Below are 25,248 nucleotides of genomic sequence, written 5' to 3' on the forward strand. Positions count from 1 at the left end.
TAGAACCCGTCCACGATGCCTGCTGGATCGGCATTCACAATGGCCAGATCGATCGGCAGATCGGCTGCCGCCGTCTGGTTGCCCGAGTATGCCGCGCCCGGCACGGTGACGTAGAGGCGGAACTTGTCACGCATGCTGGCCGGGCTACGCTTGGTGTCTAATTGATTGAAATTGAATACCGGCGCCACAGTGTTCACCAGCAGCTTGGTTGCCGGAGACGTGTAGCCTTCGGCCGTCGCATCGATCGTTACCGTCGCGCCATTGTTGAAGTCCACGCCGGTCACCTGGAAGTAGACGGAAGAGCTACCTGCCGGGATCGTCACGGTCGCCGGAACAGTAGCCTTGGCCGCATCCGAACTGACCAGATTGATTGTCAAAGACTGGTTTGGCGAGTAATTGCTGCCGCCCGTTTTGCGATAGACATAAACCTCCTGGTAATAAGTCCTCAGCCCTTTGCCCACAGTGACTGCCGCCTTGCTGAAGGCAAGGTCCGCTTTTATTGTCGTCACTGGAACGCTTGCGGCATTCAATCCCGGCGAGCTTGCAGTAAATGTCGTGGTTCCTATCTCTACACCGGTCACATTGGCCAAATTTATGCCACCCGATGTCTGTCCCTCGGCAATGGTGATACTCGCAGGCGAAACCGTTGCAATGGCTGGGTTTTCTGAAGCCAGGCTGATCTCGACACCGCCGGCTGGCGCGGGTTTTGACAGAGTAATAGCATAAGAGTGGGTAGTGCCCATGAGTATAGTGATTGAGTTAACAGACGGGTTACCGATATTGATCGACACAGACTCAACAGTAACTGCCGTGCTGGCGGATTGATAGTCGGCAGCGGTTGCGTTAATTTCCGTCATACCCGCGGCCACGCCGGTCAGCGTGAAGTTGGCGCTGGTTTGTCCTTCCGGAACTGTTATTGAAGCCGGAACGGTTGCAGTGGCACTGTTTCCGCTTGTCAGATTCACCACCAAGCCACCCGCGGGAGCCGGATCGGAGAGAATGAGCGGAACGGAGCGTGTCAGGCCGGGTGCAACCAGGACGTTGGCCGAAAGATTCAAAGATACAGGCCGCACTGTAACCGCTGCGCTGCCAGACACAAATTCAGTGGCTATCGCCTGTATAGTGGCTGACCCGATAGCTACCGTAGTCACGGTAAATGTTGCGGATTTCGCTCCCTCAGGAATAACGACGGAAGCAGGCACTGTGGCGATGCCGCTGTCGCTGCTGCTCAGGGCAACGCTGAGACCCGATGTTCCCGCAGGCACGCTGGAGTGAATAGTCAGCGATGCAGTGCGCCCCACGCCCAAGGTTAGCGAAGTGGGCTCCAACTTCAAGGTGGGTGGCGGCACAACCGAGATTTGAGCTTGTCCACTAGTGAAGCCAAGCTTGCTGGCAGTTACCACAGTGTTACCAACATTGGCCGCATTGAACGTGAAGCTGGCAGACATTTGGCCTGCCGGAATCATTAATGTGGATGGCACTGCGCCAACAGTTGGAACACTGGAAACCAGATCAACCGTCACACCGCCCGCCGCAGCCGGGTAAGGCAGTGTCAAAGTAATGGTCTTGGTGGAACCCTTGGGAGCAGTGAGTGTCGACGGACTCAGCAAGAGTTGGCCAGGCACCACTGGCAACAGCAATTCATTCGACATCAAGTATTGACCGGCATTTACAGAATCGGGCGTCTGCAGGCGGACATGCAGATTACCCGCGGAAGCAGGTGTGTCGATACTTGCTTTTAACTGAGTCGCAGATTGAAACTGCGTGGGAACCGCTCCGCCATTTACCTGAACCGAGGATTCGCTGGTGAAATTGGTCCCATTGACCATGACATCCACCATGCCCTGACCCAGGTAAAGCGTTGACGGATCCAGACTGCTGAGTATAGGTTGAGTTGGTACCACCGTAAGCGCATCGGCGACCTTGATTTCACCTGCATCGACCAGAAAACTCGCCTGAGCGGGTCCAATGGCCGCTGTTGCAGCGGCATTTACCGATAGACTGGCTTGAGTGTCTGTAGCGCCCGACAAAACCTCTACTGTCAGCCCCGAGTTATCGAACTGAGCACTTGCCAAGCCCGTCAAACGGGCGCCAGTAATATCGACAGTAGTTGTCGTGCCTTGCTGTATTACATCAGGCGTGATTGCTGTTATGCTGGGTGAAACGCCAACGGAAACCACCCCGGAGTCAACAACATAAGGGATACCGCGTAATCCCCACTTTATGCTGCCATTGATATCACCTGCCGGCACGGTAATGCCATTTATGTCATTGCCGTTTGCCTCATTTCCCACGCCCGAGGGAGATGCCTTCAGATCAATAGCGATTGCAGCCCCCTCATGATTGTTTACTTTGAGATAGTTCAATACAGGGGCTGAACCATTGATCACCAAACCAGTGCCATGTTCGAACAATATATGCTCGAGGCGCGTGTTGATTGTACCGGGGCTAAATACCCACTGTTTCCAATCGCCTGGGGCGGCGCTCTGGGCAAGACGGGTTTTATCCGACAATACACTGATGGGGTCTGTCAAAGTGCCAAGCGCCTGAATGCTTCCCGCTTGCACGTTGAGATTGGCGTTAGCCGCCATATAAACAGTGACGCCGGGATCAACAACAAGTTTGGCGCCATTTTGAATGACTACATCACCACTGAGGAGATAAGGGCTGTTAGCGGAAGTCCAATGAGTATTGGCGGCAATGACGCCAGAAACTGGAGTCTGTGCTAATGCGCCCGAAGCTAGAAATAGCAAAACCAGAGAGGCAAACCACCACATGGGAATGATATAATGCTTCCGCCAAATACGGGCCAATGCCTCGTGCAAACTGACTTCCCGATGTAACATATCAATCATCGAAGACAGCGCAATTTTGGAATCCGTTCTCATGGTGTTGAAATACATAGTGCCATTTCCTTGTTAATTTTCTTGTTATTTACCGATCCGTTGCGTTTACCCAGGCCGGGTATCCCCCATCCAAGACGGTGGTAAGCAGATAACCTTTTTGAAAGAGCTCCCAGGCTATTGGTTGGACCCCTTCATTACTACTGTAACCAACCAGAACAATCCATTTCTCTTTCGAAAGCTTTGATAAGTTGCCTAAAACCTCGTGGGGCATCCAGCGCAAAACTTGCGGAAACGGCGAAACCTCATGCACTCCCGGCGTTACCGATCTTAGGTCAATCACTTGAAGATCAACGCCGTCTTTGATGGCTTCAGACAATTGCCGAGGCTTTATCAGTAGCGGTTGTGTGAAGAAAGGTTCGTTAAGAAAAGGTAGTTCGAGACGCTGCCACTCCACCGGAGTTCCAATCAGCCGCTGACTGTTCAGTTTTATTGCATCCAGAAAGCTTGTTGGTTTACTCTGCCTGTCCTTTATAACCAATTTTTGCGCCGATCTAAACGAAGGAGTCGTTGTGTAGTAGATCAGTCTGGCAGGGCCCGGCGAGGATGGAATTTGAAAGCTGGTATCATCAGCGTTGATCAGTATGAAAGGAATATTCTCTCTGATTAAAGCGACTACACCTTCCGGGGTAATTTCTTCGGGGATTTGTTGTGCATCAGGTATTTCTACGGTTTCCGCCCTGGTGACTTCCTGCTCGTTTAATACTGGTCTATTAATGAAATAAAAACCAAATGCCAAAAGCAAAAGAATCAATACGATTCGCAAAGTCCAGTTGTGAAGCGAAGATTGATTAAACACTTTCTTTCTCCAGGCAACGGGGTGTTCCAGTTAATCGGATGCTATTTAAAATTACACCTGCATAGGAGGCATTATCCAGCTGAAGTCCGACTCTATTAGACGGCTTTCCCTTGAAGTGATTGATGTCATTGATGACAAACCGAATCGGTGCCCAAGCAGGTTGAATTGAACAAATGACGGGTTTCAACCAGTCATGGAAGGTAGTTGAACTTTTGTTGCTATCAAAATCACTGAGGGTGATCTTTACAAGACTATTAACGGCAACAAGGCTAGGCGTGAGTAGAACCCAGGCTGTGGAAAAGGGTGCGGAAATTACTGCTAGGTTACAGTTCAACGCCAGCAATCGCAACCAATGGGCGACACCCTGAATATATAAAACAGGGATTCTATGCTTTTTTTGATGACATCTGCTTGTCATAACCGTGCTCCATGCACAAAGCGCTATGCCAGTTCCCTGGTAAGAACCAGGTTTTTCTACAGTCTAGGATAAACAAAAACTGTGCAAAATCTGTTTTCTTGGCAGGAAAAGGCCTAAATACTTATTGGGGAAAAGCAACCTTGACGTAGGTCTCATACAGCAGTCTGGCTCTCCGTTTTAGGATCCAGGACTTTTCGCCCCCAACCTTCCGTTTAGTTTAGCTTTTATTATTTTTATATTTTTTAATATTTCTTAATAAAATCTTAAGCTTTTTTAAGAATCGTATATTTAATTAAAAATGTCAACCAATTTGGCCCCAAAGATAGTAGTTCACCACAACGGAGTTAGGCCTGACCGGCAGCTTTTACAGCTGTGTATTTCAACCTGGCGGCTGGATCATGGCCATTGAGTCTGGCGGTGCTCAACAGGGTTTGAATGGCGGTCGCATGTTAGCTTGCACGCTCTGCTCTGGCAAACAGCCAATTTTTGCCGATCGACTGGTCCCGGTTTCGACTGAGCCGATCAACGTCGGCCAGCGCTTTATCGCATTGTCCAACGCTTTGGAGGGGCCGCCACCGCTGTACCGGATCCAGCAGATGCTGAAGACTTTAGGGTGTGCGCCGCTCGCCCTTCCACCAACAGCCAGCCGTTCTTGAGCTCAACCGGGCTGAGCAAGTCCGTCACTTAGGAACGCGCATAAAATAACTTCCTCAAGTACGCGGATGAATTTCCGGTGTAGGTGCGGATTCGTCTAGGGCACCTACTGTTAGTATCCGCACAGTGCGAATACCCTGAAGGGCACAAGTTAATTCGCACCTAAAATTCCTGATTTATTCCATGCTCATTACTTAATCAAGCGCCCGTTGCCGAAGGACCTGCCGGTCAACGTGCTAACCAATTTCGGCAACCCCGGCTTGTTAGTCCGCTCGTCATCGTTTTTATTATTTACTTCTCCGGCGCACAAAAACCAAAACATATAACTGTGCGGCGTCATAAACATCCCTCAATTTACAGCTGTAGCTTTAGATTATTTTTCCGGCTCAACCACTGCCTCTTTAGGCTTGGCCGGTTTTTTCTTCCAGAAACCGCCGTGCGAGTAACATCCCCAGCCCCATTTGAGCCAGTTCAGCAGCGATGCGGCCAGCCATAACGACCAGGCCAGCATCAGCAAGCGGTACACGATTAGCGGCACCGATATCAACGTCGCGGTCGGCAACGTCGATGCGCTTCTATCCTGATACCAGTTCAGATTGAAAGCCGAGGATTGATTGCCGGTGATCTGCATATCGGGCGATCCCAGCAGGCCCTGTTCGACGGCCGCGAACAGCAGGCCCAGCGACACCAGCGTCAACAGGCCGATAGCAACCTGCAGCAGATTGAAATAATCGGCCTGGGCGATCGGCTTGCTGGAGCGCCAGCCCAGGAGCATCAGCCAGGCGACCACGATCACGGCCGACGAAACCGGTATCTGGCTGAGCCCGACCAACAATAAAAACCAGTGCCCGCTTTTTAACGGCGTCAGGCGGATTTTGCCCAGGCCCAGCGATACGATCACGATCACGATCAGTACGCCCCAGAACAAGACGGCCGGGCCGAATTTGGGGCCCAGGGTAAACAAGACCCAGCGATCCTGACCCAGGCCCATATTCAGGCTGGCATTGACGCTGTCCTGGCCCAGATCCACGGATGGCGTGCTGATGATCGGCGCTATTTCCAGCGCCTGCTGCCAGCTCAGTGCAATATCCTGCCTGCCGGGATGAATCGGCACGGTCAGCGTACGGCCTTTTAGCCGCAAGGGCTGAATCGCGCCATCGATGCTAACCGATTGCAGCACGGCATGTTCGGGCAACGTCAGGGTATGCTGAGTGCCCTGGGAACTGCGCAGGCTGATTTTCAGCTCGGCCTCCTGTATGCGCTTGCTGGGCCTGATGCTGAGGCGGCTGTTATCGATCGTCAGCGTTTGGCCTGCCACCGGCTGCGGCCGCGTGATTTCCAGCGTCACTTTTTCACCGGGCCACGGACGCCATGTCGGCAGCCAGTGTCCATCATGGTTTTGATGGATCGTGGCAAGGCCCGAGGTTTCGATATGCCAGATGGGGCTGACATCGGCTGTCCAGATTTCCCGCCAGCGATCCGTCGGCGTCGCCGTCAGTTCGATCCGCTCGGATTTTTTCAGTACCGATTGCCATTCCATGAAGGTCTGCTGCGGCGGCATATTGACCTCGACTTTACCGTCCTTGACGCGCACGCCCGCCGTCGTGACCGATTCGCCCGGCAGCAGCGGCACGGCGATGACTACGGCCGAATCGGCTGGCGAAATCCTGTTGATCTGTGTGATAACGCGCCAGTCCAGGCCCAACTGCAAGGTGCGCTTGACGCTGACAAACGGCGGCAGAACGCCCGGTTCCAGCGTTGTCCTGGCAGTATCCTGGGTCTGGCTGACGCGGCTGAATTGCAGTTGGTCATCGACGCGTCCGTCTTCCTGCGTGCCGCTGACCTGCCAGCCGCTCGCTTCGATGGTGACATGACGCGGCTTCAGCGGCAGCGGCAGCGTAAACCGGTTCAGCAAGGGCGCGGCGCTCAGCACCACCTGATGATCGCCTTCGCTCAGGTTGATCCATAAACCGTTGCCGCTGCGGTAAAGTCCCTGGGCGGCTTCGCCGTCAACCGAGACCTGCCCCGGAAACCATTGCTCGTATTCGGCGGGCAAAGGCACGGCCACGGACTGCCGGGCATGAATCCGCAAAGTCAGCGTCAAGGCCTGGTCCGCGACGGCTATATGCATTTGCGGAATCTGCGCGCAGCCCGGCAGACAGTCGGGCGCCGCCAGCAGCCTGTCGCGCAACTCGTCGAGCATGGCCTGATCGGGCATATCGGCATAGACCGGTTGCGGCGGCATCGACATTGCCGGCAGCAGTAAAATCCACAGCAGCAACGGCGTTGCGGTTTTCAGCTTGAATCGGGATTTTTCGACCAGGCCGAACATCAACAGAGCCAGCACGGTAATCAAGGCCACGCGCAGGAAATTGAGCAGCATGGTCATGACCGGCGACAGATACCACAAGCTCAGCTCCTGGCTGCTGTCCACGGTACCGTTCCATGACAGATGGACCTTGGTCCATTGCCATTGCGGCAGGCCCGGACCGGTCTGCACTTTGGCATTGGGGTCGATGCGCTCGAAGCTGACCGCCTGGTCTTTGTCAAAGGCGGCGCCTGCCCTGGCTTGATCCGGCATCGATTTCCTCATCATTTGTTCCTGCATGATCATCGCCTCAGGCTGCGGAGCCATCGCGGCCGTGGCCGGATGTTCCGGCGGCATGAGCGTTTGCCAGGGCTTTTCCAGTTGCGGATAAAGCCCCATGCGTATCTGATCGACCATGAACGGGATTGCGATCACGATCAGCACCAGCCAGAAAGCATTGCGGTACCAAGTCATGAATTTAAGGAATTTGCCTTGCGGCAGGACTTTAATCAGCGCCGTCGCGGCCAGGATATTGAGCCAGACAAAATGAGGCGCGCCGGGCTCATGCCAGATGATCGCCAGCGTCAGCAAGGCGAACGCCCCCCAGGCCGGATGCCACAGGCGCCCGATCGCCAGCGCCGCGATCAATACCAGAAACAAATCCAGCAGTGTCCAGCGGGCAATCCAGCTGTCCGGCACATTGTCGACGCCGCCAGCCGCCAGCAGACGCCAGCCCGGCGGCAGGTTCAGTTCGGCGCTGACGTTATGAAAATCCTGCTCCCAGCCGACCGCGCTGAGGGTACCGATGCCGCCCACTATGCGACTGTCGGCGTCCAGGGTGATGCGGCCCTGCCTGACTTCCACGCCCTGCCTGTCCGCATCGCGGGTGATGAGCTGGCTCTGGCCGTCCAGCATGACCTGGCCCAACTGCATCCGGGGCTGGGCATTAAGCCGCCAGCCGCGGGTCATGCGGCCGCTAATCAGGTCATTGATGGTATAGCCGGCGCCGTCAAAATCCAGCCACAGTTTGCGCGTCAGGTTGAGCCGGTTAGGTTCGGGTTCCGGATCGCCGCGGCGTATCAGCTTGAATTTCATGGCCTGCCCCTGATTGATGCGATAGGCGGGCAAATTTTTCCAATCCTCGGGCAGGTTGGTCTGGCTCGGGTCGACCGCGTTTAAGCTTTCAACCTCGACCACGCGCAGGTCGGGCAGCGCATTGAAGACCCAAATTTCCTCGTTTGGCCAGTCTTTGCTTGTCGCAAGCGGTATAGCGGTCAGTTCGCCCGTGCTTCTGGCCTGCAGTTCGATTTGCCAGCGCCCGGGGCGCACCTGGACCAGCAACTGCCCGTCAGGCTCCAGGCGGGCCGGCAGCGGACTTTGTAACTGCAGCGGAATAAAGCCTTCCAGCAACGGCAGCGCCAGTTTGATTTCGCGTTGCGTGCCGGAGACTTCCAGGTCCATGCGCGTCAAAACCCGTAACGGCACGTCATCGATGATTTTACGGAACACCTGGATATCGAGGCTGTTCCGCTGGTCTTCGGACTTTCGCCGGCCGCTGTCGCTGTCTTTCAGCCACAGTTGCCCGTTCTTGACGGAGGGAGTTTGTACAGGCTTGCCGTTGACATGCAGACTGATCAGGCCGGTGTCTCCGGGGATCGTCAGGATGTCCGGCAGCGACTCCCATAGAAATTGGCCTTTGATCTCGTACACCCCGGCCTCCAGCTTGACGGCCGGCCTGCCGTTTTTATCCGTGACCAGCGCCGGTTGGTTATTGGCTGTGACATTGAGCGGCCAGTAGCGATGATCGCCCGGCAAGCTGATCCAGCTTTCCTGATAGACTTTCCAGCTAATGGCGAAGGTGCCTTTTTCAGGCGTGATGTCGAGGCTTAAGCGGGTCGGCCAGCTGCAGCGCTTTTGCTCGTAGCTGTTATAGATAAAGGGACAGACGCGGTCCTGGTCATGCTGCAGCACCCAGTCGATCCAGGGTTTGAGCGGCTCCGGCACCTGTTCCGGCACCAAGGGCTTGGCCGGCGCGGCCGTGAAAAAAAACAGCGTAATTAGTAACAGCCAGACGATACGACTCATGATGCGCTCCCAGGTCAATCCATTTTGTTTTTATTTACCGCGAAGCTCCCAAAAGCTTCGCGGTATTTATAGTTAAGGAACGTGAATTTTATAATTCCCGCAACTGACTTGTCTTTCCGTCCATCTTCAGCGTTGCGCAAACAGTTACATGGCTTGCCATGCGCCTGTTTGCGCGCCTTGAACATGAACAGAAATCCTGCCTCATTTGCGGGTCTTATTTCATTCCCGTTCCTAAGGATTCGGCTAAAAATAACATTCCGTTTTTTATGATCCTCCGTGGGAGCGATGCCTTCATCGCGACTTGTGGCGTCTTTAGTCGCGATGAAGGCATCGCTCCCACAGGCGCCTTTATTGATTACCGAATCCAACTAATTCATGTTGCAGGCGCTGATAGATACCGCCGAAACCGCCGTTGCTCATCAGCACGAAATGCCCCCCATAAAGGGCTTCCCGTTTAAGTTTAGCGATGATTTCATCCAGCGACTGGCAGATTTCAATATTGCCGGCATATTTTTTCAGTGCGCTCAAATCCCAACCCAGGCCCGGCGGCTGGTAGATCAGAGCCTGATCGGCGCCGCTCAGGGATTGCGCCAGGGTTTGCGTGTGCACGCCCATGCGCATGGTATTGGACCTCGGCTCCACGATCGCGATGATGCGCTCGTCCCCGACCTGTTTGCGCAGGCCGTCCAGCGTCGTCGCGATCGCGGTAGGGTGGTGGGCAAAATCATCATAAATCGTGACGTCGTTGATGCGGGCGATGACTTCCATGCGCCGCTTGACGTTCTGGAACTTCGCCAGCGCCGCTATGGCATCGGCGGGCAGGATGCCGACATGCCGGGCCGCCGCGATCGCCGACAGGGCGTTGTAAACGTTATGCCGGCCGGTCAGGGTCCAGTCGACCGTGCCCTGCACCCTGCCGTCCTGCCACACGTTGAAACGGCTGCCGTCGGCTTGAAGCAATTCGGCGTTCCACGGCGCGTCGGCGTCGATCGAGGTGTGAGTGACCGGCGTCCAGCAGCCCATGGCCAGGACGTCCTGGAGATTGGCGTCGTTCTTGGGGCTGATGATCTGGCCTTCGCCGGGCACGGTACGCACCAGATGATGAAACTGACGTTTGATGGCATCGAGATCGGGGAAGATATCGGCATGATCGTATTCCAGATTGTTCAGTATGGCCGTGCGCGGGCGGTAGTGGACGAACTTGGAACGCTTGTCGAAAAAGGCGCTGTCGTATTCATCGGCCTCGATGACAAAAAACGAGGACTCGCCGAGCCTTGCCGAAATGCCGAAATTCAAAGGGATGCCGCCGATCAAAAAGCCGGGCTTGAAGCCCTGGTGCTCGAGTATCCAGCTCAGCATGCTGGTGGTCGTGGTCTTGCCGTGCGTGCCGGCCACGCCCAGCACCCATTTGTCCTGCAACACGTGCTCGGACAGCCATTGCGGCCCCGATACGTATTTCAGTCCCTTGTTCAGCACCGCTTCCACTTCCGGATTGCCGCGCGACAGGGCATTGCCGATGATGACCAGGTCGGGCTTGCCATCGAGATTTTCGGCGCGGTAGCCTTCCATCAGCTGGATGCCCTGTTGTTCGAGCTGGGTGCTCATGGGCGGGTACACATTCTGGTCCGAACCGCTGACCTGATAGCCCAGCTGCCTTGCGATCAACGCAAGCCCGCCCATGAATGTCCCGCAAATACCTAAAATGTGAATATGCAATGTCTTATCCTGATCGGTGTTGGTAACGAATTATTTTTTCTGCTCCGGTTGCCCGGCATCTGGGGTTTTAGGCGGGGTATCTTCAATCGGCCTGTCGCCCTCTTCCCTGGCGCCGGCTTTTTCGAGCAGCTTGATGATGGCTTCGCCGCCGGTTTTTTGGGCTTTCACCATGACCGTGACGTTTTGCTTATCGGCCGCGTTGACATCGGCGCCGGCGGCAATTAATAAGCTGACGATAGCTTCATGACCGAATACCAGCGCATCCATCAATGCCGTGTTGCCGGCGTTGTCGGCCAGATTGACGTTGGCGCCGTATCCGAGCAGGGTTTTGACGATGCGCCGGTTGCCGCTGAAACTCGCCGCCATCAAAGCCGTGCGCTGGCTGGCCGTTCTGCCGTTGACATCGATGCCCTGCGCCAGCAGGGACTCCACTCTTTCAACCTTGCCTGTCATCGCCGCCGCGAACAAGTCGTTGATATCCTCCGCGTAAGTCATATCGGACAATGCGAACCCCAGGATAAAACAGACGGCTTTGTATTTCATGCGGAATAGGTGCTTGCGTTTAGTGGTAAGTTACGATCAAATAGCTACGTTATTAATCTATATCATCTAATAATGAGCGAAAAAAATAAAATATTAGTTGAAGCCAAGCCGCATTTCATCGAAGCGCAATCTTCTCCTGATGAGAACCGCTATGTTTTCGCCTATACGATTACGATTACTAATGTCGGCGAAATCCCGGCCAAGCTGTTGACGCGCCACTGGCTGATCACCGATGCCAACGGCAAGATTCAGGAAGTCAGGGGCGAAGGGGTGATCGGCGAGCAGCCTTATATCAAGCCCGGCGAAACCTTCCGCTACACCAGCGGCGCCATGATAGAGACGCCGGTCGGCACGATGCAGGGCAATTACACGATGCATTCCGATGAGGGTTATGATTTCGATGCCGCCATTCCCCGGTTCACGCTATCCATCCCCAGAACCCTGCACTAGCTAAATGTCCATCTATGCCATCGGCGATATTCAGGGTTGTTTTGATGAGCTGTTAAGACTGCTGGACGCCATCGCTTTCAATGAAAACACGGACCAACTGTGGTTCGCGGGCGACCTGGTCAACCGCGGACCGAAGTCGCTGGAAACATTGCGCTTCGTCAAGAGCCTCGGCGACGCCGCCGTGACCGTGCTCGGCAACCACGATCTGCATTTGCTGGCCGCGGCCCGCTCGCCAAGACCGCCCGGCAAGCACGATACGCTGGCTCAGGTGCTGGGCGCGCCGGACCGTGATGAATTGCTCGACTGGCTCAGGCACCGCCCGCTGTTCCATCACAACGACGAATTCTGCCTGCTGCATGCCGGCCTGCCGCCGCAATGGGATTTCAACAAGACCCGGAAGATGGCCTTATTTGCCGAGAAAGCCTTAAGAGGCCCCGACTATCAGCGCCTGTTAACGCACATGTATGGCAACAAACCCGATCTCTGGTCGCCGACGCTGACCGGCGTGGCCAAACTGCGGTTTATCATCAATTGCTTCACGCGCATGCGCTATTGCGATGCCTACGGTCGCCTGGACTTCAACCATAGCGGGCCTGTCGGCTCCCAACCTGAAAAACTGATGCCCTGGTTTCAGGTGCCTAACCGCAAAAACGCCGGCATGCGCATCATCTTCGGCCACTGGTCCACTTTGGGCTATTATGAGGGCCAAAATTGCTACGCCATCGATACAGGCTGTCTTTGGGGCGGCCAGCTGACCGCCTTGAAGCTGGGCGAGCCCGCGCAGCGTTTCAGTATCGATTGCCCCGGCGCCAAAAAGCCCGACAAGGTTTACTCGGTCTGTTAGGATTCGGCTAAAATAACATTCGATGTCGCCAGATTAAGGCCTTTTCCGCTCCCACCATGGCCGTCAGTGCACATAAAAATTCCGCATCATGCCCAGATCCTCATGCTCCAGGTTATGGCAGTGATAAAGAAACAAGCCCTTAAAGTCCTGGAACGGCTTGATGATTTCGATCTCTTCCCCGGGCATGACCAGCACCGTGTCTTTCCAGCCAACATCGATAAAGCCGTGTCTGACGGTCTCATAGTCTTGCCTGTCGACATGCCCCTCTTTGCGTGACAGCACCTGGAATTGCTGGCCGTGCAGATGGATCGGATGCGCCATCGCCATCATCATGCCTCCCATCATCCCCATGCCCCCGCCTCTATCACCCATCCTTCCCATACCCTCCCTTTCGCCGCCGTGGTTCATGCCTTCCATCTCATGGCTTTCTCCTGAAGCCCCCTGTTCCTGATGGGCCTCATGAGGATGAAAGATCTTGATTTTCTTGATCGAACCCACCTTGACCTTTTCGATCTCCATGACTTCGTCCAGCGAAAAAGGCCGCCCATTCACCAGAGGCCTCATGTGTCTTTCGGTAATCGCAATCGGCAGCGGGTTATCGGCATTATCGACATCACTTTCGCTCAGCTTTTTCAAAGACACCAGCTGCGCCGGCAGTTTGGGGGAATCGCCGACTTTCTCGGTGATGTTGAATATCGCGATCGGGAATTTCTCGCCCTGAGCCAGTCCGCCGCCCATCATCCCCATGCCGCCTCCGCGCATGCGCTGCATACGCTCAAACATCGGCGGCATGGCGCCGCTGAAAGGCAGGCTGTACAGGACCAGCTTCGAGCCGACCGGACGGCCGCTGAAATCCAGCCATAAATCGTACCGTTCGCTCGGTCCCAACATGATATAGGGCCTGGTCTCGGGCTTTTCCAGCAGACTGACGGCGGACCCGATCGCCGTCAGCGGCGTACCGTCATCCCAGCCCAGCTTGTAGATGCGCGAGTTGGAACCATTCAATACCCGAAACCGGTAGGCGCGCGTTTTGACGGAGAATTCGGCATTGGGCTTGCCGTTGACCAGGATCGTATCGCCCAGAAAGCCTATCATGCGGTCGCGCATGCCGCGCACGTACTGCAGCTGGCCGTTACGATTGAATTGCTTGTCCTGGATGACCAGCGGCCGGTCGTATTCGCCATCCGGCAGACCCAGCGCTTTTTCGTTTTCATCGGTGACCTTGAGCAGGCCGGCCAGTCCGAAGTAAACCTGCGGTCCTGTCAGATTATGCGCGTGCGAGTGGTAGAAACTGGAACCGGCGTTGTTCAGGATTTCAAATTCATAGACAAAGCGTTCGCCGGGCTCGATCGAATACATGGGGTGACCGTCGCTTTTCTGCGGCACATGCATGCCATGCCAGTGTACGATCGAAGGCTCGTACAGATTATTGTAGAAGTAGATTCTGACTTTCTGGCCTTTCACGAAACTGAGAGCCGGCCCCAAATAGCTGTCTTCAAACGACTGCACCGTGTTTTCAGGGCCTTTCAACAATTTTGCGAAGTATTTCTGCACCCTGGTTTCGGCGCCGTTGTTCAGGATAGGCACGAGCACTTCGCGCGCCGAGAATTCGATTTCCACATCGGGTTTGAAACCCGGCGTCGGAACGCTGCTTGCCGACTTGGGGTTGGCCAGCAGCAGTTCGGGAATCATCGCGGCCGCTGCACCGAGAGCGGAATACTGTAAAAACTGACGTCTGCCGTAATCGATTGAATGAATCATTTTTACCCTTCCTTATGCTCGATAGTATGGGTTAACAGACCGGCCTATTCCTTCAATCCCTTCCCGGCATCAAATTTAACTTAAGCCATTGGTTTATTTTATTTTTTCATATTTTATAAAACTGTAGCCGAATCCGGCGTCAGGATCGTTGTCAACATCCTCGCGCGACACCTCGGCCCAATGCCGGGTATCGATTTCCGGGAAAAAAGCATCGCCTGAAAATGCCTTATGGATCAAGGTCACATAAAGCGTATCGGCCAACGGCAGCATCGATTGATAAAGCTCCGAACCGCCAATTACAAAAACTTCCTGGAACTTTCGACAGCAACTTTCCATCGCTGTTTCAATATCGTTAAAAACCAGGCAGCCTTCCTGCCGATAGGCCGGGTCCCTGCTGATGATCACGTTTGTGCGGCCGGGCAAGGGCCTGCCTATCGATTCATAGGTCTTCCGGCCCATGACAATGGGCGAACCCATGGTGATCTGTCTGAAGCGTTTAAGGTCGGCCGATAAATGCCACGGCAGCTGATTATTGATGCCGATAACCCGATTGCTAGCCATCGCGACGATAAGTGATATTTTCATTTTTAATGCACAAATGCTTTGATATTCTTTAAGGTATTATTAACAAACTACTGCATCATACTATGAAAAATATTCTGGTTGTATTCACCGGAGGAACAATCGGCTCCACGGCAATCGGCGGCACCATCAGCACCTCCGATGCGGCACCGTACAAATTGATCCAGTTGTTTCAGCAGCACCACGCCAGCCGTGAACAGATCAGTTTCCACAGCATCCAGCCCATTCAGATCCTGAGCGAAAATCTCGCGCCAGTGGTCTGGGAAAAGCTGATTGCCGTCATCGAGGCGCAAGATATCGGCCGCTACGACGGCATCATCATCACCCACGGCACCGACACGCTGGCGTTTACCGCGGCGGCGCTGGATTTGTACTTCAATACGCTAAATATCCCGATACTGCTGGTTTCCAGTGATCGGCCGCTGGATCATCCCGAAGCCAACGGCCTGCCCAATTTTATCTGCGCCGTTGAATACATCCTGCAGCGGCACGAGCCGGGCGTGTTTGTCCCCTACACCAACCGCAACCAGGCCACGCAGTTGCACCGGGGCACGCGCCTGGCGTCGTCGCTGCAACTGGGCGGCGATTTCATGAGCGTGCAGGGCAAAAGCCATTGCCGGTTCGTCAATGGCGCTTTCACGCAAAACGGCCTTACCGCCACGGGCAAATCGCGCCAACGCGTGCCGTTGAAGGCCGATTTCTCCAAGCGCGTGCTGCTGGTCAAACCGTATCCGGGGCTGGATTATCGCTATATCAATCTGGATGCGGTCGATGTGGTGCTGCACGACTTATACCATTCCGGCACGGCCTGTTCCTCGGCGCAATGGGGCGATCAGTTTTCGCTGCTGGTCTTCATCAGGCAATGCCGGGAACGCGGCATCAAAGTCTATCTGGCCCCGGCGGTGAAATCCGACAACGCCTACGAAAGCACGCGCGAATTACTGGAAGCGGGCGCGGAAATGATTTGGAACCTGTCGCTGGAGACGGCTTACGTGAAGCTGCTGCTGGCCTACGGCAATTTCAGCGACGAACGGCAGATCATGGACTTTATCGATCGCGATGTGGCCTGCGAGCATGTGTAGGCCGGACTGCCCCCCAAAATCAAGACGAAATCCACCGTAGGGTACGCATCGCGTACCTATTCAGGGCATTTCAGCACACCGCAAGTCCGGAAAGGTACGCGATGCGTACGAGACTGTGAAAGTATTCGTTTTTTGAAATTTTAACCACAATATATTGTGCATTTGATATTTGTATATAACAGCATATAGACATTGAAGAGAAAAATGCTGAATACTTTCACAGTCTGGTACCCTACGAAGCTACAATCTATGCAACCTATGCAAAGAAAAGCCGATTACTTGCCTTGTTGTTCAGGCTTGCTTTGCAGCCACCGCTTGCCCTTTTCAGTCAGCCGGTATCGCTGGGTCGGACTTCGGGGCGAATCGGGTTGAGTGCGTTCCAGCCAGCCCCCTTCCAAAGCGGGATTCAGATAGTTTTCCCTGAATGTCGGACGATGCGATAAGCCCAGCGCCTGCATTAAGTGACTGCTGTTGAGTTCTTTGTCGCCGACAACCTCAAGCAGTCGTTTTACTTGATCGGTTACATGGTCGCCTACTTGGTCGGCAGCGACCGCTTCACCGATGGCATCGTGCAGGGCTTGCAGCATAAATTCGACGAAAGGCGTGGCCTCCGCGAGTTCATCCGCTTCAGCCAGCGCACGGTAATAGTCGTCCTGACGCTCGCGGATCACTGTTTCCACGGGCAAATAAGCCAATAAGGGTTTCCAATGCCTCAGAATCAGGGTTTGCCATAAGCGGCCCATGCGTCCATTGCCGTCGGCAAAAGGATGAATGAATTCCAGCTCATAATGAAACAGGCAGCCGGCGATGAGCGGATGTTCGTCAGTGCTCTTTAACCAGGCCAGCAAATCGGCCATCAGATAAGGCACCCGGTCGGCAGGCGGCGCCATGTGAACCAATTGCTCGCCGCGGAAGATGCCGACGCCGCCGGAGCGGTAGACGCCCGGCTGATCGACCAAGGCCGCCATCAACAAGCCATGCGCCGCCAGCAGATCGGCTTCAGAGGCCGGATGCCAGTTTTCCAGCGCCTCGTAAGCGCTGAAGGCATTACGGACTTCCTGAATTTCGCGGGGCAACCCTAGCATCCGTTTGCCGTCAATGACCGCCGTGACTTGTTCCAGGGTCAGCGTGTTGTTTTCGATGGCCAGCGACGCCTGAATGGTGCGAATCCGGTTTTCCCGGCGCAGGCGCGGCGTCAGGCTCCGCTCGGCCAGGACGGAGTAGCGGCCGATCTGTTCGCCGATTTCCGCGACCAGATTCAGGACGGTCGGCGTGATGGTGTGCGGCGGTCGGTAGCGGCTCTGGGCATTCATCGCGCTTGCCTAGACCTCGGCCATCACGGCGTTGAGCAGTTCGGTCCGCTTGCCGGTGGCGGCGTCGATTTGCCGTTCCAGCGTGTCGCACAGGGCCATCAGCTGGTCGATTTTGGCGACGATGCGGTGTTGTTCTGCGACAGGTGGAAGAGCAATAACTAGGTTTCTTAGAAACCCCAGCGAAACAAAAGGTTGTGCTCCACCCGCTGCTTTAGCCTGCAAATCAATTGCTAAATGCTCCATAAAGCGTTTAATGAAATATGGGATAGTTAAGTCTTTATTGTAATATTTGAATAATGCAACGTTTTTGATACTGAATTCACGCTCATCCTCCACGATAACTTGATTGCCGATATTTCCTCCGATCATAGAAAACAAAATATCGTATTTTTCAACTCTTGAACGTCTGATAATTTCGAAATGATCTTGGGCAGATATTTTTCTCGCTCCTGAAAAATCAATTTTTCCATTAACGAAGTTTTTACTTGTTACCAATGGGTATGTATTAGGACCGTTTGCATCTTTCGGTGAATCATGAGTTCCGTCTCTAACATCTAAAACATCCTGTAAACGAGACCATACCCATCCACTTGGTAATACAAACTCTTGCTCATCATTGCCAATTTTTGATAACGGTTTTGGTAATTTGATTTTTCCTTCCTTCACCAGCCGCTGTTTCTCGGCTTCGATTTCCTTGAGCAACTCGCTGGCGGGCGGGTCGTTGGGGTCTTGGGGAACGAGTTTGCCCATGACGGCGAGTTGCAGGATGGCTTTGCGCAGTTCGGCGACGTTGGGTTTGACGGCGTAGAGTTCGCCGAAGTGTCGGGTGATGAAGCGCCAGGCGTCCGAGGATGTTTCGCCGTTATAGGCCAGCACGCGGTTGAGGGCGGCAGCATGGACGGTGAGCCTCAGCCGCTCGCGCTCGGCGCGCAGCTTTTCCAGCTCGCCGCAACGGGCCATCAGCTGGTCGATTTTGGCGACGATGCGGCGTTGTTCGGGGAGTGGAGGAAGTGGCATCAAGTGATTAATGACAGTTGAGGTATTCAACTCAATCTGGTTTGTTGTCCCCGAAGCAGAGCTTTCAATCTCATTTTGGACGATGGGGTTTTGAATCCAGCGCCAAAGAAACAGTGGGCTAACCTCGATTGAACGAACAACCGTCACATGTGAATCGGCGACTATTTCTGCACATTCAAGCTCTTGCGGAACAAGGCATGCGCGGCCAATAGTTCCTGTGCCAGTCGAGTTCCACAAAAGATCGCCAAATCTTAAAAACCGGATCGGTTCATACTTCTTCAAAGAAGCTGGGTCAATATACCTGGCAGGCTCAAGATCAAGGCCGTACCATCTGACGCACTTTTGCGAAATTACGCGATGCGTAGAGAAATCGGCATACTTAGGTCCTTTTCCTCGCTGAATATATGAACAAATATCTCCGAGTCTCACCCACTCCCATCCCTGCGGCAGTTCATAGTGTATTTCCTCCGGCTTGATCGCCGGCAATGGTTTGGGCGCCTTTATCTTGCCTTCCTTCACCAGCCGCTGTTTCTCGGCCTCGATCTCCTTCAGCAACTCGCTGGCCGGCTGATCGTTCGGATCTTGCGGCACCAGCCTGCCCTGCATCGCCAGCGTCAGAATCAGCTCGCGCAGCTTTTTGATGCCGTCGGGCGCAGCGAAGGCGGCGTCGAAATGTTGTTCCAGCAATTCCATCAGCTGTCACCAAGCGCCTGCATCAGTTCCGCTTTCAAGGCGCTCTGAGCCGCTTCGAGCTGGCGGACGATCTGTTGGTATTCCTGCATCAACTCTTCCGGATCACGATGATTGATTTCCTCTTCGTGGGGGTTCTTGCTGTCCAGGTTATAATTGCGCTCGGCCAGTTCCTTGACGCCGACTTTCCAGGCCTGTTCGGTAGTCTTGCGGCCCTTGCGCTCAGGACCGCCCCACCAGGCTTTTTCCAGATCGAATTCGGCGATGGTCAGCGGTTTGGAGCGCGAATAGGATTTGTAGCCTGCCGGATAGGGATGCTCGAAGAACCAGACCTCGCGGGTGCGATCGCCTTTCTCGAAAAACAGGATGTTGGTGGCGATGCTGGTGTACGGGCTGAACACGCCCTTGGGCAGGCGGACGACGGTGTGCAGGTTGAACTCTTCCAGCAGTTCGCGCTTGAGCGTGGTTTTGACGCCCTCGCCGAACAGGAAGCCGTCCGGCAAAACCACGGCGGCGCGGCCGGTGTCGTGCCTGAGCAGGTACATGATCAGCGCCATGAACAGGTCGGCGGTTTCGCGGGTCTGGTATTTGCGCGGGAAGTTGTTCTCGATGCCGTCTTCTTCCATGCCGCCGAACGGCGGATTGGTGATGATGATGTCCACCCGGTCTTTGGGGCCGTAATCCTTCAGCGGCCGGCTCAGGGTGTTGTCATGGCGGATGTGGGTCGGCACGTCGATGCCGTGCAGCATCATGTTGGTCATGGCCAGCATGTGCGGCAGCGGCTTTTTCTCGACGCCGCGGATGCCGGCCTGCAGGGTTTTCAGGTCGTCGGCGGTTTTGACCTGCCGTTTCAGGTGTTCGATGGCGCAGGTCAGAAAGCCGCCGGTGCCGCAGGCCGGGTCGAGGATGGCTTCGCCGAGCCTGGGGTCGAGCATGTCGACCATGAATTGGGTGACGGCGCGCGGCGTGTAGTATTCGCCGGCGTTGCCGGCCGATTGCAGATCAGCGAGGATTTTTTCGTAAATGTCGTTGAACAGGTGGCGGTCGCTGGAGGAGTTGAAATCGACATCGGCCTCGATGGTGTTGATCACCTGGCGCAGCAGGGTGCCGGATTTCATGTAGTTGTAGGCGTCCTCGAACACGGAGCCGACGACTTTGCCGTGCGGCGGGACGCCGGCGGCGGTGGCCAGGCGTTTTAAAGACGGAAACAGGTCGTTGTTGATGAAGTCGATCAATTCCTCGCCGGTCATGCCTTCCGGATTCTTGGCCCAGTTCGTCCAGCGGAAACGGCTTTGCAGCGGCGATTGGTAGCCGGGAACGGTCAGTTGCCATTCCTGTTCCTTGTCGTCGAAAATTTTCAGAAACAGCAGCCAGACGATCTGGCTGATGCGCTGCGCGTCGCCGTCGACGCCGACATCTTTGCGCATGATGTCCTGGATGCTTTTGATCAGGGTTCCTATAGGCATGGGTGGTTTTCTTGCAGTGATGGGCCTTTATGGGGCGTAAAGCGCCTGTTCCAGTTCGCAGACGGCCTGCTGGTATCGATCCAGGCCGCCGAAGCTGCGGATGATCTCCAGCGGGGTGCCGAACTGGTCGAAGGGCGCGATGGTCAGAATCTGGGTTTCTTCGATATGCTGGATGCCTGCGTCGGCGTATTTGTCCAGCAGGGCTTCCAGAACGCGGCGGGCCTGTTCGCCGTAGCGGGTGAAGTAATTGTTTTGCCTGACCTGTTCCGCGCGCTGCCTGCGGGTCAATGGCGGCCGATCCCAGGCGACGTGGCAGACCAGGTCGAACGGGTCGCAGTCGCGGCCGATTTCGTCAGCCAGGGCGTCGAAGAAAATGCCCTGGCCGGCCAGCTCGTCGATGACGGCTTGTTTCTTGTCGCTGCGGCTCCAGCGGCGCAGAAAGTCGTCCAGCGAGGCAAATTCCCGGTTCAGGGTTTTGCGGGTGTAGTCTTTCAGGGACTCCGTGACCAGCTTGCCGTTGGCGTCGAAATACTGCACGCGCTCGGCGACGACTTTAACTTCGACATCGGCGACAACGTAGCGTTTGACTTTGGCTTCATCCGGCTCCGGGCCGGGTTCGGCGACGCCTGTCCAGCCTGCGTCATTGCCAAGGCCCGGATAGTCTTTGCTGCGGTTTTCGCAATCATCGGCCAGGTCGGGCGGCACGGGCGAATCGTCGGGATGGCCGGGGGTATAGATCTGCACGGGATCGCCGTCAAAATCCGGGTCGGCGAACAGTTCGGTGGCTTTGCGAAAATCGATGATGGTGAAGTAATACTTGCCGTAATCTTCGTTGATGCGGGTGCCGCGGCCGATGATCTGCTTGAACTCGGTCATCGACAGGATGCGCTGGTCGAGCACGATCAGTTTGCAGGTCTGGGCGTCGACGCCGGTGGTCATCAGTTTGGAGGTCGTGGCGATGACCGGGTATTTGCTTTCCGGGAAGATGAAGTTGTCGAGCTCGGCTTTGCCTTCTTCATTGTCGCCGGTAATGCGCATGACGTATTTTGAATTTTGCGCGGCCAGGTCGGCGTTTTCGTTGACCAGGGCCTGGCGCATGCGTTCGGCGTGGTCGATGTTTTCGCAGAACACGATGGTCTTGTCGAAACGGTTGGTTTGCTTCAGAAATTCGCTGATTTTTTTGGCGACCAGCCGGGTACGCTGTTCCAGCACCAGCGTCTTGTCGAAATCCCTCTGGTTGTAGATGCGGTCTTCGATTTCGTTGCCGTATTTGTCCAGCATGCCTTTGTCCGGGCGCCAGCCGGTCAGGTCTTTGTCCAGATCGATGCGCACCACTTTGTAGGGGGCCAGGAAGCCGTCGTCTATGCCCTGCCTAAGCGAGTAGGTGTAAATCGGTTCGCCGAAATAGTCGATGTTGGAAACGTCCTTGGTTTCTTTCGGCGTGGCAGTCAGGCCGATCTGGGTGGCGGACGAGAAGTATTCCAGGATTTCCCGCCAGGCCGAGTCGGCCGCGGCGCTGCCGCGATGGCATTCGTCGATGACGATCAGATCGAAAAAGTCCGGGCTGAACTGCCTGTAGATGTTGCGTTCCTCTTCGTTGCCGGTGACGGCCTGATACAGCGACAAGTAGATTTCATAGGATTTGTTGGCCTGGCGTTTCTGGATTTTGGTCATCACCGGGCCGAACGGCTTGAAATCGTTGGTCATGGTCTGATCGACCAGGATATTGCGGTCGGCCAGAAACAGGATGCGGCGTTTGGTCCTGGATTTCCATAAACGCCAGATGATCTGGAATGCGGTAAAGGTTTTGCCGGTGCCGGTGGCCATGACCAGCAGAATGCGGTTCTGCCCGCGCGCTATCGCTTCGATGGTTTTATTGATTGCCAGCAACTGGTAGTAGCGCGGCGTTTTGTTGCCGCCGTCGCTGTAGTAGTCCTGGGTGATGAGCGCGCTTTGCCGCTCGCTCAGGCCCTGGTGTTTAACCCACTCTTGCCAGAGCGTCGCGGCGGAGGGAAATTCGTGCAGGGCCAGCTCGCGTTCGATGATGCCGTCGGTTGCGATTTTGTTATGAAACAGAAAGCCGTCGCCGTTGCTGCTGAACACGAAAGGCACTTGCAGCATGTCGGCATAGCCCAGTGCCTGCTGCATGCCGTCGCCGAGAGCATGGTTGTTGTCCTTGGCCTCGATGATCGCTATCGGCAGGTTAGGCTTGTAAAACAGCACGTAATCGGCGCGTTTGTGTGTGGCGCGGGTGTGCAGTTTGCCGCGTACGATGATCCGGCCTTTGGTGAGCGGAAATTCTTCCCGGATCTGGCTGTTCAAATCCCAGCCGGCCTGTTCCAGCGCGGGGGTGATGAATTTGCTGCAGATGTCGCGTTCGGACAGCTGTTTTTTATTCATCTTTCAACGCTCCCTGCTGTTTTTTGTCCGTGCAGAACTGTTCAAATTGCCGTTGTGCCAGCCTGGACGGGGCTGTCTTGCCGTTTTCCCAGCGGTTTACCGTCGCAAAGCTGACCCCCAGCGCCTGCGCCAGTTCATCCTGACTCAGTTTCAGCTGTTTTCTGACGGCCTTGACCTGTTCTGCAAACGCACTGGGCTGTTGGGGCATTTTCCAAATCCTCATCGGGAATAATCTACAGCCAGAGATACAGGTGCTGGCGAATTGGCGTGCAGGATATAACATCTGTTATATCCTGCGCAAGTCGCCAAGTGCGAATACCCGCAAGGGGCACAAGTAAATTCGCACCTACAGGTTTTAAAATCGCTTGTTTCAGACCGCCATGGGCGCGGTCAGGGGCGCATGGTGCTGGTAGCCCTCCAGCGAGAAGTCGCCGGGCTCTGCTTTTTCAAGCCACTCGGGTTCGTAACTGCCGGTAGCCGCATAGTCGGGGATGCGGTCCGACAGCACCAGTTTCGGCGCCGGATAAGGCTCGCGCTGCAATTGCTGCTCCAGCATCTCCACATGGTTCTCGTAGATATGGGCGTCGCCGATAAAGTAGGTAAACCAGCGGGGCGCATAGCCTGTCAGGCGCCCGACCAGGTGCAGGAGCGCCGCGCCCTCCGCCAGATTGAACGGCGCCCCCAGGCCAATGTCGTTGCTTCGGACATACAGGCACAGCGATATCTCTCGCTTCGAGGTGTTCACCAGGAACTGATACAACAAATGGCAAGGGGGCAGCGCCATTTCTTCCAGTTGCGCCCAGTTCCAGCCGTGAAACAGGATGCGCCGGTTTTGCGGGTCGTTCATGATGGTATCGAGGCACTGGCGGAGCTGGTCGATAGCCTTGTAGAGCAGCACGCGGGCGGCCTTGCCCTGACCGTTTGCGTCTTCCAGGAGTCCGATCCGCTGATAGCCTCTAGCCATTGCATCATCGATCTGGGCGGCGCTTTGCGGCTGGCTCAGGTCGATGAGCTTGTACGCCGGCCATTGCCGCCACTGCACGCCGTAGACAGGCCCGATGTCGTCTTCCTGAAGCCGGTAGGGATTGACCAGCCATTGCCGGTTCTCGTTGGCGTTCTGGTCCCATACCCTGCAGCCTAAAGCGCGGAAATCAGCGGCGCTGCGCGTTGCGCGCAGAAAACCGATCAGTTCGCCGATCGCGGACTTGAACGCCAGTTTCTTGGTGGTCACCGCCGGGAAGCCTTGCTGCAGGTCGAATTTCATCATGGCGCCCGGTATGCTTTTGGTCCGGATGCCGGTGCGGTTGTCCTGCCAGGAGCCGTTTTCGAGAATATCCCTGACGAGGGCGAGGTATTGCTGCATGTCGAGTCCTTATAGCCTGATATAAAGCATAACCGCGATAAAAACGTTATCGGGCCGTTCAAGATACGGTTTCATGCGCTTTTTCTGTGGGCAAAATAAAACATCAGGGCGCCGATGATGATCATGGGCGTGGACAGGATCTGGCCCATGGTCACCCAGTCCAGCGCCAGATATCCCAAATGCGCATCGGGCATTCTGAAGAATTCGACGAAAAACCGGAAGCATCCGTACAGCATGACCGCAAGGCCGGTCGTCGCCATGGTCGGCCTGGGCTTGCGGCTATAAATCCAAAGAATCGTGAATAACACGATGCCTTCCAGAAACGCCTCGTACAGCTGCGAGGGGTGCCGCGGCAGCGGTCCGCCGTTCGGGAATACCATGGCCCAGGGCACATCGGTCGTGCGGCCCCACAGTTCCGAGTTGATGAAATTGCCGATACGGCCGGCGCCCAGGCCGATAGGCGCCAGCGGCGCGATGATGTCGGTCAGCTGCATCATCGTGCACTGTTGTTTCCTGGCGAACAGCCACATCGCGACAAATACGCCCAGCATGCCGCCATGGAACGACATGCCGCCCTGCCAGATCTTGAACAGGACCAGCGGATCATTCAGAAATTCGCCGAAGCCGTAGAACAGGATATAGCCGATTCTGCCGCCCAGAATCACGCCCAGGGCGCCGTAGGTCACCAGGTCTTCAATCGCCTCGGGCTTGATGGGCGACCAGGGCTGTTCGGCTCTTTTTTTGCCCAGCACCCAGACGGCGGCAAAGCCGATCAGGTACATCAGGCCGTACCAGTGAATTTTCAAAGGGCCGATACTAATGGCAATCGGGTCGATATTCGGATAACTCAGCAT

General features: G+C 55.4%; 20 protein-coding genes. 4 read left to right on the plus strand and 16 right to left on the minus strand.

Annotated elements, in window-relative coordinates; translation table 11 throughout:
- The 3 genes from EK22_RS16910 to EK22_RS24345 form a co-directional block, all read right to left on the minus strand.
- Nucleotides 1-2,903 (minus strand): IPT/TIG domain-containing protein (locus tag EK22_RS16910; protein WP_036252874.1); only part of this gene is annotated, 2,903 nt, incomplete at its 3' end.
- 31 nt (nt 2,904-2,934) lie between these two features.
- Nucleotides 2,935-3,702: a rhodanese-like domain-containing protein gene (locus EK22_RS16915; RefSeq protein WP_152565131.1), complete on the minus strand. Its 768-nt coding sequence runs from the start codon at nt 3,700-3,702 to the stop codon at nt 2,935-2,937.
- The gene (locus EK22_RS24345) at nt 3,695-4,120 is read right to left on the minus strand and encodes a hypothetical protein (protein ID WP_152565132.1); all 426 of its coding nucleotides are present in this window, start codon (nt 4,118-4,120) and stop codon (nt 3,695-3,697) included. Before EK22_RS24345 ends, EK22_RS16915 begins: the two co-directional genes overlap by 8 nt.
- 398 nt (nt 4,121-4,518) lie before the next feature.
- On the opposite strand from EK22_RS24345, the gene EK22_RS16920 reads away from it, so the two are divergent.
- On the plus strand, nt 4,519-4,776 hold the full coding sequence (locus EK22_RS16920; RefSeq protein ID WP_036252878.1) for a hypothetical protein: 258 nt from the start codon (nt 4,519-4,521) through the stop codon (nt 4,774-4,776).
- Nucleotides 4,777-5,147: 371 nt separating this feature from the next.
- On the opposite strand, the gene EK22_RS16925 is transcribed toward EK22_RS16920, so the two are convergent.
- The 4 genes from EK22_RS16925 to EK22_RS16940 are packed head-to-tail and all read right to left on the minus strand — an operon-like array spanning nt 5,148 to nt 11,426.
- Complete coding sequence (locus EK22_RS16925; RefSeq protein WP_036252933.1) at nt 5,148-9,167, minus strand: hypothetical protein; 4,020 nt, start codon at nt 9,165-9,167, stop codon at nt 5,148-5,150.
- A 14-nt stretch (nt 9,168-9,181) separates the two neighbouring features.
- Nucleotides 9,182-9,535, minus strand: a complete 354-nt coding sequence (locus EK22_RS25330) for a hypothetical protein (protein WP_036252880.1) — start codon at nt 9,533-9,535, stop codon at nt 9,182-9,184.
- A complete protein-coding gene (gene mpl / locus EK22_RS16935) occupies nt 9,516-10,883 on the minus strand; it encodes a UDP-N-acetylmuramate:L-alanyl-gamma-D-glutamyl-meso-diaminopimelate ligase (RefSeq protein ID WP_036252883.1) in 1,368 nt (455 codons plus the stop codon). The genes EK22_RS25330 and mpl overlap by 20 nt, the downstream gene beginning before the upstream one ends.
- A 30-nt stretch (nt 10,884-10,913) precedes the next feature.
- Complete coding sequence (locus EK22_RS16940; protein ID WP_036252885.1) at nt 10,914-11,426, minus strand: ankyrin repeat domain-containing protein; 513 nt, start codon at nt 11,424-11,426, stop codon at nt 10,914-10,916.
- 72 nt (nt 11,427-11,498) lie between these two features.
- Between EK22_RS16940 and apaG the strand changes: the two genes are divergently transcribed.
- Together apaG and EK22_RS16950 are read left to right on the plus strand one after the other, a co-directional pair.
- Nucleotides 11,499-11,876, plus strand: a complete 378-nt coding sequence (gene apaG, locus EK22_RS16945) for a Co2+/Mg2+ efflux protein ApaG (protein WP_036252887.1) — start codon at nt 11,499-11,501, stop codon at nt 11,874-11,876.
- 4 nt (nt 11,877-11,880) lie between these two features.
- Nucleotides 11,881-12,720: a symmetrical bis(5'-nucleosyl)-tetraphosphatase gene (locus EK22_RS16950; protein WP_036252889.1), complete on the plus strand. Its 840-nt coding sequence runs from the start codon at nt 11,881-11,883 to the stop codon at nt 12,718-12,720.
- Nucleotides 12,721-12,783: 63 nt separating this feature from the next.
- Here EK22_RS16950 and EK22_RS16955 read toward each other — a convergent pair whose 3' ends face one another.
- Both EK22_RS16955 and EK22_RS16960 read right to left on the minus strand, forming a co-directional pair.
- The gene (locus EK22_RS16955) at nt 12,784-14,481 is read right to left on the minus strand and encodes a multicopper oxidase family protein (RefSeq protein WP_036252891.1); all 1,698 of its coding nucleotides are present in this window, start codon (nt 14,479-14,481) and stop codon (nt 12,784-12,786) included.
- A gap of 93 nt (nt 14,482-14,574) precedes the next feature.
- The gene (locus EK22_RS16960; protein WP_036252893.1) at nt 14,575-15,066 is read right to left on the minus strand and encodes a dihydrofolate reductase; all 492 of its coding nucleotides are present in this window, start codon (nt 15,064-15,066) and stop codon (nt 14,575-14,577) included.
- A gap of 62 nt (nt 15,067-15,128) precedes the next feature.
- On the opposite strand from EK22_RS16960, the gene EK22_RS16965 reads away from it, so the two are divergent.
- Complete coding sequence (locus EK22_RS16965) at nt 15,129-16,145, plus strand: asparaginase (protein WP_036252895.1); 1,017 nt, start codon at nt 15,129-15,131, stop codon at nt 16,143-16,145.
- 275 nt (nt 16,146-16,420) lie between these two features.
- Here EK22_RS16965 and EK22_RS16970 read toward each other — a convergent pair whose 3' ends face one another.
- From EK22_RS16970 to lgt, 7 genes are all read right to left on the minus strand, one after another.
- Complete coding sequence (locus EK22_RS16970) at nt 16,421-17,458, minus strand: Fic family protein (RefSeq protein WP_036252897.1); 1,038 nt, start codon at nt 17,456-17,458, stop codon at nt 16,421-16,423.
- Between the two features lie 9 nt (nt 17,459-17,467).
- Nucleotides 17,468-19,168, minus strand: a complete 1,701-nt coding sequence (locus tag EK22_RS24960) for a restriction endonuclease subunit S (protein WP_036252899.1) — start codon at nt 19,166-19,168, stop codon at nt 17,468-17,470.
- Nucleotides 19,168-20,631, minus strand: a complete 1,464-nt coding sequence (locus tag EK22_RS16980) for a type I restriction-modification system subunit M (RefSeq protein ID WP_036252901.1) — start codon at nt 20,629-20,631, stop codon at nt 19,168-19,170. Before EK22_RS16980 ends, EK22_RS24960 begins: the two co-directional genes overlap by 1 nt.
- Before the next feature lie 27 nt (nt 20,632-20,658).
- Nucleotides 20,659-23,031, minus strand: coding sequence for an EcoAI/FtnUII family type I restriction enzme subunit R (hsdR, locus tag EK22_RS16985; RefSeq protein WP_036252902.1), 2,373 nt, complete (start codon nt 23,029-23,031; stop codon nt 20,659-20,661).
- The gene (locus EK22_RS16990) at nt 23,024-23,239 is read right to left on the minus strand and encodes a helix-turn-helix domain-containing protein (protein ID WP_036252904.1); all 216 of its coding nucleotides are present in this window, start codon (nt 23,237-23,239) and stop codon (nt 23,024-23,026) included. Before EK22_RS16990 ends, hsdR begins: the two co-directional genes overlap by 8 nt.
- A 162-nt stretch (nt 23,240-23,401) precedes the next feature.
- Entirely contained in the window at nt 23,402-24,394 is a 993-nt protein-coding gene (locus EK22_RS16995) for a thymidylate synthase (RefSeq protein WP_036252906.1), read from the minus strand.
- A gap of 71 nt (nt 24,395-24,465) precedes the next feature.
- Entirely contained in the window at nt 24,466-25,248 is a 783-nt protein-coding gene (gene lgt / locus EK22_RS17000; RefSeq protein WP_036252908.1) for a prolipoprotein diacylglyceryl transferase, read from the minus strand.

This window comes from Methylobacter sp. BBA5.1 (assembly GCF_000746145.1).
In the GTDB taxonomy this organism is placed as follows: domain Bacteria; phylum Pseudomonadota; class Gammaproteobacteria; order Methylococcales; family Methylomonadaceae; genus Methylobacter; species Methylobacter marinus.